The organism is Aeromonas sp. SG16 (assembly GCF_024436135.1).
Taxonomy (GTDB): domain Bacteria; phylum Pseudomonadota; class Gammaproteobacteria; order Enterobacterales; family Aeromonadaceae; genus Aeromonas; species Aeromonas jandaei.
Map to the genome: position 1 here is coordinate 41,408 of NZ_JANFNW010000008.1, position 13,422 is coordinate 54,829.

A 13,422-nucleotide genomic window follows, 5' to 3' on the forward strand; every position below is an offset into this window, starting at 1 on the left:
TCTCGGCGATTGCAGGATGCACCTAATGGACAAAAGCTGTGCTCGAGGTGTTTGGCGTTAGGATCTTTACCCTGTTCAAAATGCGGTGGCCCCATGCCAGCAGGGCTGGGGGATACATGCACAAATTGCCACTGGCAGCAGGTTTTTGAGCAGCGGCTTCATTTCAATCAGGGAGTGCTGCATCCTCCAGTGCGGGAGTTGTATCAAGCTTTTTCGCGCTGGCTTCTTGGGCATTGTGGTGCCCACCGAGCATCGAGTTTGCTTGCTCGATATTTGGCATTCTTCGAATCCATACAGCACCTGTATATAAGTGAATCAATGAGTTATCAGCAGTTGGTGAAGCAATTTGGTGCTGACATGCTGAGACGTCATCGTTTAGCTGTTCGCTGGTTGATTGAGCGCCATGGATGGGCTGAGGATGGCAATTCTAGGCTTGAAGACTCAGAGGTCAGGGGTATTGAGCGACTTCTTCTCGGCGTTTCAGATCCACTGGCCAACCGATTGTTGGTGGGCTACTACCAATATCTGCGTACCAAGCATCAGCAAGGGGGACTATCGCTGAGATCTGTGCGGCTAGCGTTGACTCCGGCCAAGAAATTACTGGGGCAAAGTCTCAAAGCGGGGCGCTCTATCCCTGACCAAAAGGACTTGTGTGCGTATATCTCCCAATACCCAGGGCAAAAGGCTGCTGTGTATGGCTTCATTACGTACCTGAACCGGGAGCAGCATGCCGCGCTGGATGTGAGGCAGAACCATCAAAAGAAGCATAAAAATCAGGCTAAAGCTGTGCTGGAGAAGAGGCTTGCAGAAATGGTTCAGATGGCTAGGTCTGATAAGGCATTTCAAAATATGTGGGCTATCACTGCTCTGGCATACTTTCATGGGTTGTCGAATGTCAGTATCAGGCAGCAGATTGCGAAAGAGGGGCTCGAAGAGGATGGTGACGGGCTGACTTTCCATTATGAAGGGCTGACCTATTGGATCCCCAAATGTTCAATCAAGTTGTAAGTTCAGTCTGCTTTTCCCAATAAACACAGAGCTGCTTTTTCACCAAATTAAGATCAAAAAATTCCTCAGAGAGCTCAAACGAAACAATCTCTGGCATATCGCCGTTGATAGGCTCAAGAATGAGAGTGCCTTCAACATGGTCTGCATAATCAACTTGTACGCATCCCATTAAGCGGCGCTTTGGTCGCCCATCGCCATCATGAGTAAAGCAATTGCTATACAGGCTGTTGCTGGCGTCACGGATGAGCGGTACCAGTAGAGTATATGTAGCATGGGTGTAAGGGGTCATTAGTGTAAAGCTCAGAGCATGCTGCAATGTTGCTAGCCCAGCCTGGAAAAACTCAGGTAACTCTGTAATATCAAAGTGTTGAGGGAGGATGCCGCTTTCAATTTCTACGGGGGTAATACCCTTACCCTGACCTGTAGCCCCAACACTGAATGCTCCAGGAGGTGCTGCGGAGTAAGGCTGATCTTTTGGAATCGAAAAACTTGGGTTTCTAAAAATGGTTTTAGTTTCGAGATCCGGGAATCTGGAACTAGCAGAGATGAACTGTACATGCCTGGCCTGTCTCTTCTCGTCAGGATCGGAATCTTTTAATAAAATAGTATTATCTTCATAATATTTATTTTTTTGCGAACTAGCTCTATTTCTCGAACCTGATGCTTTGAACTTGCTACTGTTCCCAGTAGTCACATATCGAATAGATTTAAATGGGAACTCATGAGTGCAAGAAATAATTTCATAGACAACAAATATTTTTCTTGTTGAGCCATCATGCGTTATCCACTGTCCTGTAACATTTAAGTCAGTTATTCCTTCAAATGGGAAAGCACATTTGGGGTATATGCGTTCACCTAAACTGGAGCATTGAAGTGCACTTTTACCTATCAATGATGCAGCTTGCCAAGCCGCTGGAGAATAGATGAGCCGTGCAATGTCTGCGGCAGAAGCGCCAGATATACCTTCCGCAAGACGAAGGAAAACAGAGTCGTCGGTCCGTTTTATGTACTGCCTTGCCAGGTTAGTTCGGCTCAACATCGGTCTGAAAAGTGTGGAAAGAAGTGAGCTGGATGAGCCAAAGTAAAAACGGATAAGCTCCATGCAAGGGATCAAAATCTGTAGCACTCGACTGACTGTGATGACCACGCAATTAGCATGAGTATGCTCTCTATGCCATGGATGTTGATCAAGAGGAAGCCAGTAGTGAATTGAGCCTAATAAGCCATGTGTCTTGGGATCCGGCTTTCCCCCTGCTTTATAGAACTGAGTCGAGTCACGGTTAATAGCAAGTTGGCTGAAAGTCTCTTTTGAGGGGGCGGTATTTTCACCAGTGGGTTGGCCATGTAGCCATAAGCCGCCAACTTTCAGGAATGGCAGTAATCCGATAGGTAGCCATTCTTCTCGTTTGCTAATTTCACCAGAGGAACTGAGATTCTGAGAAAACTGAACAGCGACGGAAGGTTGGGATTGCCGTTTACTGAGATCTGGGTAAGCAATATCCCCAAGCCAATCGATTCTCCAGGCTCCTTCTAGTGCTGATAGTTTTTCAATCGAGAATGGAGCCTTCATTCTATCTAAAATGACCTCAAAGCCAGAGTTGTAGAGTGTTGAATACCGTTACTCAGCATGATATCTATTACCTAGGCTTGTACTGGAAGCTGAGCACATTATGGAATTCCTACAGATGTAATAAGGAGTGTTAATCAGGTCGGTGTTTATCTAAGACATATTCTTACTGCAGTCAGTAAGATGGTGTTTACCTGTTGTAATAGTGGTGAGTACTAGATAAGAGAACTCTGCGAAGAGAGTAGCTCTGAATAAACTAACTATGATATTTCATTTACATAGCTTCATCGGATCGTGGCGTAACAAGTTCAAGGTTGCGGCTAACCCGCTTGAGGTCTCGATACGCCAGAGATGCCTTTGCAATAAGGCATCCTCGCATGGGATCCCATGTAGTAGTGTTTAAAATTGTCCTATCAGATTGATCTGTGTGGATCCATTCTATTAATCCATAGGCTGTCTGTTGAAGGTATGAACGTCCCGTGGTCATCACGGTTAACACCGCCATTGGGAGCTGGGATATCCAACCATGCATACTGAGAGCAGATTCCAGACTTATGTACGATAGCTCACGAGGACGTAGTCGATTGATCAGGTGTTCTAAACGGTACATGGGAGTCGATCGGGCATCAGGCCATGCGTACAGTCCTCCACCAACTTTCAATAGATTGCCTGCCTTACATTGTCTCACGAGAGAGTTTTTCAGTTGTTGCGGCTCTTCATCTGGGAAGATCAGGGCTAATTCGTGCAGAGAGTAGAGCCAGTAATCGTGTTGGCAGTCAAAGTATCGTAACTGTTTGATCAGTTGAGAGGTCTTCATGTACATATCATAACCAAAAATGATTATTTTATGTATTGTTTTCTTTATTACGAAAAGCCCAAACTAGCAGGCATTCTCACGTATCTGGTGATGCATCCCCGTTGTTCATGTCGATGCTTATTGCCCAAATAAACCAGTAAGTTATGACTTTCCCTGCCCCTGGTGACAGCTACATCCAAGGGGTTCTGACTAGGCAGATCAAGGGGGGCAGTTTGTTTATTGCGCCAGTATACGCCATCACTTCTTCTATCTGAACGTTACATGTTCGCAGACTGATTTTGATCATCATCAATGTGTTGGCGAAACAACTCTACCCAATATGACCACTAGCTGCTGCATAGCGTTGCCCGGACGACGCACGTTCCGATTCGTTGTTAGTCAGCACCATCTCGTACTTTTCCATAATCGCTACAGCACCACATCATCCTAATCTATTGCTGGCAGCGGTAATGATCGCGTCTGGCATCGTGCGCCGTGTCAGCTTTGTTCGTTTGTGTTGTCGGTATCCTTCCCGGTTCAAAACACCGTGTCTCTGTATCATCCGAGCGAGGTTCAAAATCCTACGCCCTACGCCCTACGCCCTACGCCCTACGCCCTACGCCCTACGTCCACGCGACAGTCAGTTGCGCTGGATGTGGTTGGCCAGAGGACGAAGGCTATAGAGGCCAGTACAAAGGCTCTGATTAGGATCAAAACTCTTGTTTTTTTTGCTTACTTCTGATTCACATTCGTCTATGATAGCCATACGGTAACTGAACATCAGACAAAAGGCAGCCTCTGGGTTCATTCATCGACAACATCATTGGTTAAAAGCAGCAAACTAGGGGCTGGAACTTAGGGGCGGTAGCCAATGAATTTCAAAGTTTGCTTGTGAGAGTTTCATCTATATTTCCTCCTTTTTTACTTCAGTATTAAATAATCATCAATTATTTCTGATTCATATACAAGTGCAAAAAATATCGACATTCGTCATGTTTGATATTTTTTTGTTGTGTAATGTATTTGTTTCAAATAAAAATTAAATCAAAAGATCTGGTCATAGATATATATGATGAAAGGAACGCACGGGACTTGTGTATCCAGAGCAAACGCAATAAAAATAAGCGGGTTCAAAAAAAGTGAAAATGGGTTGCGTGGCTCTGGTACATATTTTTGGGGCTACACTAGGGATGCGCTTCAAGATTATGTTAGAAATTTGGCTATATCGTGGTGGCGTTTTGCGCACACGAAAAAACATTCTTACAAAGACGATCAAAATCCCCGATGCTGTGTCGTATATGCTACGTTAGAGGCGGGTGAGGATGATATTCTTGATTTTGAAAATCAAGCGATAAGAGATCGCTTTTTTGAATTCGCATTAAAAACTAAGCCTCGTTTAACTGGTGAAGAGTCTGATATCACATCTAGACTCTATGATATGTTTATTAATGAGGCGGAAGATAAGTTAGAAAAAGAATTCAGAATAATTCACGTTAAAGTGCAACAACCACCAAATACACCAAAGCATCTTTCTTTAGATATTACCGGTCAACCATCTTGTTATGTTGTTAAAGATTTGTCGTGTATCACCACCATAGACAAGTTTGAGGAGGTAAATGATGAGTAAATTATTACAAATACTTGATAGCATCATCGTTGAGCTCGACTCACTTAGTGATGAACAATTACAGAAAAAATTTGAATCTGCTAAGGGTGGACTAATTAGTTCGATGGTAATGGATGGACAGCAAATTTGTCATCATCAATTAGATATACCATTGTGGAGTGAGTTTTTTTCATCAAATTACGATGTATCATTTGATGATGTATCATTATTCTATAAAACAGCATCAGTCGATCAAGAAATGCTCATTAAACATGGGAAAATTATTTCTAGGATTAGTGACGTTTTTATTGAGGCAGCCGAGGCTGCTAATGATGAACATTATTTAATGGCTGCTTAAAAATGAGTAACATTGATAAATTTAAAAAACATGCAATTCAGCTTATTGATTTGAAGGTATTAGTTCTTTCTATAGTTGTAAACCCAGAAAATGATCAGCGCCAGTTGCCAGATTCTGGCGCATTTCGTCTTTATCATGGGCATTCTGATTTCAATCATGATGCTAGTCAGATTGGTGTGAAAGTTGGTGTTTCTATTGAAAGTAAAGAGGATCATTCGCCGTTTGACTTAAAGGTTGAGCTAATGGGGGTATTTGATGTAGATCAATCAGAGTTTAACATCGAATATATTGAAGATTGGTCATCAAAGAATGCTCCATTAGTACTGTACCCCTATTTACGTGAACACGTTCACGCATTAACGTCAAAAGCTGGTTTTGAGGGGTTATTACTTCCCTTATTTGTAGTGCCGACATTTAAAATTCAGAAGTAAGCTATACATTATAGTAATAGACGATTCTTATTAAGATGTACCATGGGAGCCGAGAGCTCCCATTTTTTTACATTTTTTATAGTGCGCATGTATTATGAAATATAATGATGCATTAAGTTTCACTTGTCAGAGTTTATCCATTTTTATTGATTCTGGATGAATGGCCAGTACCTTGATAAAAATCCGTCGAGCAGCCATTCTCCCAGGTTCCGGCTTGCAATGCCGTGTTTCGGCCTGCTTTTCCACATAGCGTAACGATCTAAGGTAGAGCATAATTTTACCCGCCTCGTGAATCGGTATCCCAAACTGATAGGCGACATCGTAAAGATCGAAGAAGTCACCATGTTGCAGCCCCCATCTGGCGACCTTCAATGCTGGCCATCTCCATTTGCTATGCATGCAACCTTACCCACTTACTTGGTTCATATGAGAATCAAGATAATTGACACAACCGGCATAGCGAATCAATTCAATCCGATACTTGTTCGATTTGAGCGGTACAATTCGGCCTGCCTTGGAATTTGGCGGCTAGCTCAACTGCTTGCTGATGACTAAACCCTCTGGCATCACAAATTTCTGTAGATGCACGACTTTTTCCATCGCGACTAAGGCTTGAGACATATAGGGGGCTTATTGGCAGTCCCGCATCCTCGATTCGCACAATCCAACTGCCTGAAACAGCTTTCATTGGAGGGGATAACTCCTCATGATGCAAAGAACCATCTTCGCCACGGCTGATGACAACAGCAATTGCGTACCCTGGTCCCCGACGTTTTGCTGATGCCCAAGCCTTAGCCGTAGTCTCATACATCAGTGCTGCAGCAGGATCCCAGTGATAATTGCTCGGTGATGCAGTGACCAGATACCCACCTTCTATCTTGCTGTAAACAGCATACCCAATACCTTCAGACATAATTGTTCCTATCCTTCAAGTAGCAAGCCGCACTTGTGCCATAATCAGTTCATGCCCTGTTATCCGGTCGACCCCTCGAACATCACGCTTAGGGGGCTGGATCTCCTTGCCGTTAACTGTCCCAGTCACCATCCACTGCCGGAGCTGCGTCAAAGACAAGCCAAGCTGCCTAGCAGCATCATCCATTTTCCATGATTGTTTGAATACGAGGTCATCTGTTACTGGATCAAAAGTCCCGGTCTGCATCCTTTCTAGTGCCCTACTGGCCAGTTCCTTAGCCATATCTCCATAACGGGCCGTGCTGTATGTGACTCTATGGCCCTTGTTCTGTGCCATCCACAGACCTTTTGATGCCTGAAAAGTGAGTCCTTTAGGGAGTGATTTGCTCACGGTCTGTTTACCATTAAATTCGTTATGACGTTGGCGCTTGATTTGGTAAGCCAACTTGTTATGGTCGAGCCCAACGGAGCAGCACTGCGAACGCACCTGCCCAGCTGGCTGCCCCTAGCCACATGGGGGCCGCATAACTGTATACATCGTTCAGCCCAAACAGCGTGAAGAGTAGCCCGTTAGACCAGCAAAGAACGGCCCTGATGACTAGAATTACCGCCAGAAAAGCCACGATATGCCAAGCTCTGATCCCTTTCATTTCAGTCCTTCATAGATACCCAATTGTAGTGGTCAAATATATCCTTCAAGCTCGGCATTAGTGGCCACTACTTCTGAGGCTGCCTATTACGTCCAGTTACAACGATGCATGTTCGCTCTCACGGGCTGTCAGCGAGCTTTGGGCGTCTTTTTGTGAGTCCTCACTGTGGGCTGATGACAACTAGATCTGCAGCAAGGGGATCTTTTGAAATAATGGCGAGGATAGGGTCATGGTCACAAGTATTTTTCCAGACAGTATCTTGTAATTGCTCGAGTGATTTTTTGTCAGGGATGTACCGCTGTGCTCTATCCATCAATTGATAGCAGTAGACATGTAGTTGGTGGCTCAAAGCAATCAGGATGTGCTGCTCCCAGAACTGTGGTCCTTGGCCGGTTTGCAAGTTATCCGACATGGCGACCAGATAGTTCTCAAGCAGGTAATCCGTGAAAACACGATCCGTAACACCACTGATTACCGACTTGTACGCAGGGTCGGGAGTACGCCAAACCAACAACTGAGTGACAGGTTTTGACCCGAGTACAGGTTCGTTCAAAAGAACGATCAATTGACAGTAGTAGAGAACTCGTTTTGCGTAATGATCTACTAAAGCAAGCTCGAAAGTCTGCCCACCAACATCCGCAGTAGTTTTTAGCTGCTCGAATCTGACGAGTTGTATGTTGGGAGGCAACTGGCATCCAATCTGATTCCCCAACTCAACCGGAGCGCTTTTCATTACATCCAGGTACAGTTGAGCGTTCTCACCATCGCAGGCAAGTTTGTTCGTGCTCTTGGGACGTAGATGAACGAGTCTATTCAGCATAACTTGGGTTGGCCATTTTTAGGTGTCTTCCTCGAGATTATCCTGCTTCACCTTGAGGCGCAAATCTCCAAACATGACCGTTTGTTGCACCTCGAGCAAACTCACCGGGAGGAGATGATTGAGCTAAATGACGAGCAAATTCGCCTGCTCGAGCGCTTCCGCCACGAGTTTCGCGAACGTCAGATAGAAGTCCACTACACCGGAGAACTGGTGATGGTCGACACCTTATTCGTCGGCGCACTCAAGGGAGTGGGCAAGGTGTACCTGCAAACCGTACTGGGCTGCGACAGCCGCCACGTTTGGAGGTGGATCTACACCAGCAAGCTGTCGGTGACCTCGTTTCATGTGCTCAATGAAACGGTCCTGACGTTCTTTGAAGCCCACGAGGCACGGATTCTGTCGGACACGAGCGCGAGTTCTGCGGATACCCAGACAATCATCCCTACGAGCGGCTCCTGTAACTAAAAGGGATTGAACACCGGACAATCAAGGAGCGCAGGCCGCAGAGCAATGGCTTTATTGAACGCTTGCACCTTGCTAGATGAACACTTCCGCATCATGGGGAGAACGACTTGGTATGAGTCAGTGGAGCAGATGAAGACGGACAAAGAGAGCCACTTAGAGCACTGCAATGATCAACGACTACATCAAGGCAGGATGATGGAGGGACAGACCCCCTGCAGCATGTTCAAGAAGGGGCCTGAAATTGATGCCGAAGGAAGTGCGTACTAAATTTGTGTAAACAAGACACCGGTTTAAGACCGGTGTCTTGTGATAACTAGATATGTAAATATCAACTTACAAAAAAATGAAGAATTGCTATAGTATCATTTCTAATAATTGAAAGCTGAGGTTCATTGGTGATTTGTATTCCATGAACAACACCATTCAGACTTTTCACATGTTCCTTCAATTTTTTTGCTGACACCTTTAGTTCATTTCGTGCGTCGATAGGATATATATCAGTTTGAACAACTAACCAATCAGCAATCATGCTGAGGTCAAGGCCTTGGTGTTGTTTGTATTCTTCTGAGTGGCCTTTATTTTTACCTTCACCTCTTGAATAGTAATATTCCTTTATTACAGGGTGAAGTTTCATTTTCTTCACATATCTTTTAGCCGCTGTTTCTATCAGGGAGCGGTATAGCATGGAGCTTGCATGGGGTGCAACTTTTATTTTAAGTTCTATAGACTCAAGGATTAGATTATCTAAAACTTTATTATCGTCAGATATTGGGAACTCGGGAGGGAGTAGTGTTAACCAATTTTGTGTGTGTTTGTTTTTGTTCAGCTCTGCTCGTTTTTCATGAACCTTAGCATCATAAGCAGTCTTTCTTGTATTCTCATCATTTTTCCCTTGTTCATTCTTTTGGTCTGTAGTGTCTTTAGTCTTTACATTATTACTATGAATTGATGCATCAATTTCTGCCCCCTTAGAAGGGCTAATGCCAGTGAGCTCTGCAAATTTTAATTTTTTATTCTCAGCAGATATGGATGAATCTTGCTTGATTTCTTTCCATGTTTTAATAATGAATTTCGCATTGGAGCGGTACTTTTTAGCCAAAACCTCAACTTTATCTTTGATACCTAAGAAAATAGTCGAGCCTAATTTCAATTCAGTTTTGGCTGTATTCCATGGTAACTTCCCTGGGTTATTACCAACCATCCTTACTAGGCAAATGAAACCACTGTATTCATTATGCCAAGATGTTGTAAATCCGTGTTTTTTATCAATACTTGCATCAACAATAACTCGATCATTACTGATGAAATATAGACCATAAGTTTCACTGATTAATCCATTTTGTTTGGTGTCATGGTCTGCCTCACCTGAAAACCTGTAGCCATGATGAACTCCGACATCAAAGAAAACATCTAGCCCATCATAGGCACTAAGTCTGTCAGAAAATGGAGGAAGAGGCGTCCCCAGTCTCAGGCTAGGTATCGCACTTTGTATTTTTCTAGTTGAGCAGCTTCCAGATATGCTCTTTATGACAGTGATTGACAGTCCTTTCTGTATAAAAATACCATATCTTACAGATAATTTTTCGATAGCATAATTAAACCAAGCGTTATCTTTAATCTGATGCTTTATATCTTTGAATAGACCTGAGACTGTGAAAACAGTATAAGAGTTATTCTTAGATGGATATTTTTTTGCCGGAATTTTATTCTTTTCATTTGCGGAAAAGAATGTTGAGTCAAACAGGGCTCTATATCTAGAGACCCCGTTATCTGTAACTAATCCAAAATTTTGGCCAGCTTTAAGGAGAGCTCTTTTTAGTCCTAATCCATAATGGCCTATACCAAATTCATGACTTGATCTTTTACCGGTTATAAAGGCCGCATTGGTTAAGGTATGCTCATCGAAACCGGAGCAATTATCTTTTACGGTGATACTATCATCTGTAAACCTCAAGATTATCTGGTAGCCAGAGTAATCAGCAGGGAGGCCATAGTCATCATATTTTACATGCTTATCTGACAGTATCATATCTCTAGCTGCATCAATAGAGTTATCGATGAGGTCAAATAATGCATCTGTAAGTTCAATATCTGTTGTAAGCGTCTCAACTAAAAATGAAGGCTCAATACCTGTATTGATAGTTACATCGCTTACTGTTTCCATTAGTGACATAAAACCTCGCTGCTATTGCTGTCTACATTATTTTTCTCGATGTTTTTATCCCGTTTGCATCGAGTTTCTGCTTGATTCTACCCAAAATAGCTTCTGAAAGTAACGGTGATACACTGTTACCAATCATTCTGAAACTATGCCATTTTGTTGGATGAAATACGAACCAGTCGGGAAAGCCTTGAAGTCTTGCTGCTTCTCTAACCGTAATCACCCTTGGCTGATCAGGATGTAGAGGACGGACAGCTTGATGGCTACCTTTATCAGCCCCTGTACCTGCTCGTAGTGTTGGGCACAAACCGTCCCATGCCAATCTTTTGGCTCTACTTGTTTTATCGACGGTGCCTGGCTCGGTCATTGCGTATCGCATAGTTACTGCAACTGTATGTTTTGTATCGAAAAAACCACTTATTTGGCCATCAATTTGTCTTTTCAAGGCTTCATTCCACCCTAATCCATCCATTGGTTTTTCACGCATCCTTTTTGCGTAAGCTGATAGCTCGTGCTCCTTGATGTAACCACCCCATCCAAAATCATCATTATCTTTTGTTTGCGGTATTGGGGCGGCTAAATCTGATATAGCATCATGAACAGTTACACCCATAGTATCAATGGGTTTAAAGTCATCAGTGGTCAGCTGAGCTATGTGTTCAGGGTTATAACCTACTAAAATGACACGTCTTCGTTTTGTCGGAATACCATATAAAGAGGCATCAATAATCATTGGTTCAAGTACGGTATATCTTTTATCAAGAATCTGTATTGCATTTTCTAATTCATACAAATTCCTTTCATCCATTAGGCCTTCAACATTTTCCATAATGAAGAACTTTGGTTGGATGATATTAATATTTCTAAAAAAATGTCCCAGTAGAGAACGCCGTGGGTCATCTTTATCTGATTTTCCCATACGGCTATACCCTTGGCACGGGGGACCTCCAATCACACCATCAACTTTGATGCCGTTAAGAATCATTTGCCATGTTTCTTTGGTCATTTGGGACAGATCGCCGTTAATGACATGGGCATGGGGAAAATTTCGTCTATATGAAGACTGAAGTGTGGGATCGATATCAACAGCTGCAACCGTTTTAAAACCAGCTAACTCTGCACCTAACCCAAAACCGCCACATCCGCTAAATAGATCAACTATCGATGGTTTTTCAGTCATCATTATGTTTCCAACATTCTTTCATACGCACATTATCGCAAACTTTGCATGTTTAAGCGACCGTTAACTAAAGTGATTGCAACCACTTGATTTATATGCACATTTGGTGGTGGGCGTCAGGTGGTTCTTGCTTGTTGGGCACTCTTTAAAGTGCCTCCCAGTATTGGTACTTGCAGAGACTTTTCGAGGGGTATGTTTATCTTGGTCATATTGAGTTCTTGGCCATGTCGTTGTTTACGGAGCGAACTGCAATGACAATTGCACAACGTGTGAGTTAGTCTCATTTTTTTCCAAAAAGTCTCATCTATTTCAATAAATGACAGCCACCGCCAACCAGCGCCACCGCCGAGGCGCTGTGGTGGGGCGTGCGATAGGGTCTGTGGTGCCAGTGACCGGCGCGCGGTATGAGGCCACCGATGGAGTGGATGGCGGCGGTCTGCTGCGCCTCCTGCTCGCTCAGCGGTGGCAGAATGCCGGGCAGACGGCTGGCCAGCATGCTCTTGCCGGTGCCGGGCGGGCCGATGAACAGCAGGTTGTGGCTGCCGGCGGCGGCGATCTCCAGCGCCCGCTTGGCCTGTGACTGGCCGATCACATCCTGCAGATCCGGTACATCGGGCAGGCTCTCCGCGCTTTGTTGATCCGGCAGTGGTAGCTCGTACTGGCCGGCCAGCCAGGCGGTGACGGCCAGCAGTTGGTGAGCGGTGCGCACCTCGGCATCCTGAATGAGGGACGCTTCGGGGCCGTTCTCCCGCGGTACCAGCAGGGTGCGTCCCGCATCGCGGCAGGCGAGCACTGCGGGCAGCACCCCGAGCACGGGGCGAATTTCGCCGGTCAGAGCCAATTCCCCCAAAAATTCATGATCGAGCAGGTATTTTGCCGGTATCTGCTTGGACGCGGCGAGAATACCGATAGCGATGGCCAGATCGAAACGGCCCCCCTCCTTGGGCAGATCGGCGGGGGCCAGATTGACCGTGATGTGTTTGCTCGGGAACTCGAAGTTGCCGTTGAGCAGGGCGCTGCGCACCCGATCCCGCGACTCTTTCACCGAGGTTTCCGGCAGGCCGACCATGTTGAAGGCGGGCAGGCCGTTGGAGAGGTGAACTTCCACTGTAACTTGCGGGGCCGCGATCCCGAGGCTGGCACGGCTATAAACCACAGCTAATGACATAAATCCCGTCCTTGAGTTGATATATGTTCTGACTAACTGCTTGTTGTTGGTTTTTTATTCCAGAGTTCCGGCTGAGGAATGGCCAAAATCAGTGGGTTGTCACAGAAAAAAGGCTTGCCCAATAAAAATCACCGTGCTAGTTCTAATAGCCATTCGCGGTAAAAACCGCCCCAATTTCACAGGATTTCCGGTTGTAACTATGAACATGGCCTCCCGTTTCGTCAGCATTATTGTGGTCCTAGTGGTGATTATTATCTCACCGCTCGGGGCTCGTTTAGCTGCACGGAACAAGGGATAGAC

The 13,422-nt window shown here is 44.8% G+C and carries 12 protein-coding genes and 2 pseudogenes; 5 read left to right on the forward strand and 9 right to left on the reverse strand.

Translation table 11 applies throughout. The features are described from left to right. Nucleotides 1–93 precede the first annotated feature (93 nt). The gene (locus NOM67_RS16805) at nucleotides 94–1,008 is read left to right on the forward strand and encodes a hypothetical protein (RefSeq protein ID WP_255938831.1); all 915 of its coding nucleotides are present in this window, start codon (nucleotides 94–96) and stop codon (nucleotides 1,006–1,008) included. Here NOM67_RS16805 and NOM67_RS16810 read toward each other — a convergent pair. Both NOM67_RS16810 and abiEi read right to left on the reverse strand, forming a co-directional pair. Further along, nucleotides 998–2,578, reverse strand: coding sequence for a hypothetical protein (locus tag NOM67_RS16810; RefSeq protein ID WP_255938832.1), 1,581 nt, complete (start codon nucleotides 2,576–2,578; stop codon nucleotides 998–1,000). The two genes, NOM67_RS16805 and NOM67_RS16810, sit on opposite strands and share 11 nt — an antisense overlap. A gap of 271 nt (nucleotides 2,579–2,849) precedes the next feature. After that, the gene (abiEi, locus tag NOM67_RS21750; RefSeq protein WP_370689170.1) at nucleotides 2,850–3,398 is read right to left on the reverse strand and encodes a type IV toxin-antitoxin system AbiEi family antitoxin; all 549 of its coding nucleotides are present in this window, start codon (nucleotides 3,396–3,398) and stop codon (nucleotides 2,850–2,852) included. A 1,045-nt stretch (nucleotides 3,399–4,443) separates the two neighbouring features. Between abiEi and NOM67_RS16820 the strand changes: the two genes are divergently transcribed. From NOM67_RS16820 to NOM67_RS16830, 3 genes are read left to right on the forward strand one after another with little or no spacing between them, the layout of a single operon-like run. Further along, nucleotides 4,444–4,998: a hypothetical protein gene (locus NOM67_RS16820; RefSeq protein ID WP_252616194.1), complete on the forward strand. Its 555-nt coding sequence runs from the start codon at nucleotides 4,444–4,446 to the stop codon at nucleotides 4,996–4,998. Continuing rightward, entirely contained in the window at nucleotides 4,991–5,335 is a 345-nt protein-coding gene (locus tag NOM67_RS16825; protein ID WP_252616193.1) for a hypothetical protein, read from the forward strand. Before NOM67_RS16820 ends, NOM67_RS16825 begins: the two co-directional genes overlap by 8 nt. 2 nt (nucleotides 5,336–5,337) lie before the next feature. Then, nucleotides 5,338–5,766, forward strand: a complete 429-nt coding sequence (locus NOM67_RS16830) for a protein-export chaperone SecB (protein WP_236374885.1) — start codon at nucleotides 5,338–5,340, stop codon at nucleotides 5,764–5,766. A gap of 126 nt (nucleotides 5,767–5,892) precedes the next feature. Here NOM67_RS16830 and NOM67_RS16835 read toward each other — a convergent pair whose 3' ends face one another. The 4 genes from NOM67_RS16835 to NOM67_RS16850 all read right to left on the reverse strand — a co-directional run bounded on the left by NOM67_RS16835 (nucleotide 5,893) and on the right by NOM67_RS16850 (nucleotide 8,061). Further along, complete coding sequence (locus NOM67_RS16835; protein WP_236374883.1) at nucleotides 5,893–6,138, reverse strand: hypothetical protein; 246 nt, start codon at nucleotides 6,136–6,138, stop codon at nucleotides 5,893–5,895. Nucleotides 6,139–6,235: 97 nt separating this feature from the next. Further along, complete coding sequence (locus NOM67_RS16840; protein WP_236374880.1) at nucleotides 6,236–6,679, reverse strand: hypothetical protein; 444 nt, start codon at nucleotides 6,677–6,679, stop codon at nucleotides 6,236–6,238. A 15-nt stretch (nucleotides 6,680–6,694) separates the two neighbouring features. Then, nucleotides 6,695–7,069: a hypothetical protein gene (locus tag NOM67_RS16845; RefSeq protein WP_236374876.1), complete on the reverse strand. Its 375-nt coding sequence runs from the start codon at nucleotides 7,067–7,069 to the stop codon at nucleotides 6,695–6,697. A 419-nt stretch (nucleotides 7,070–7,488) separates the two neighbouring features. Further along, a complete protein-coding gene (locus NOM67_RS16850; RefSeq protein ID WP_236374874.1) occupies nucleotides 7,489–8,061 on the reverse strand; it encodes a hypothetical protein in 573 nt (190 codons plus the stop codon). A gap of 150 nt (nucleotides 8,062–8,211) precedes the next feature. Between NOM67_RS16850 and NOM67_RS16855 the strand changes: the two are divergent. Continuing rightward, nucleotides 8,212–8,890 (forward strand): annotated as a pseudogene (locus NOM67_RS16855) (integrase core domain-containing protein); the annotation flags it as partial. A gap of 51 nt (nucleotides 8,891–8,941) precedes the next feature. Here NOM67_RS16855 and NOM67_RS16860 read toward each other — a convergent pair. The 3 genes and pseudogenes from NOM67_RS16860 to NOM67_RS16870 all read right to left on the reverse strand — a co-directional run. Further along, on the reverse strand, nucleotides 8,942–10,786 hold the full coding sequence (locus NOM67_RS16860; RefSeq protein WP_255938839.1) for an ATP-binding protein: 1,845 nt from the start codon (nucleotides 10,784–10,786) through the stop codon (nucleotides 8,942–8,944). Nucleotides 10,787–10,808: 22 nt separating this feature from the next. Continuing rightward, on the reverse strand, nucleotides 10,809–11,957 hold the full coding sequence (locus tag NOM67_RS16865) for a DNA cytosine methyltransferase (RefSeq protein WP_252616191.1): 1,149 nt from the start codon (nucleotides 11,955–11,957) through the stop codon (nucleotides 10,809–10,811). Nucleotides 11,958–12,270: 313 nt separating this feature from the next. Next, a pseudogene (locus tag NOM67_RS16870) lies at nucleotides 12,271–13,122 on the reverse strand (YifB family Mg chelatase-like AAA ATPase); the annotation flags it as partial. Nucleotides 13,123–13,422 lie beyond the last annotated feature (300 nt).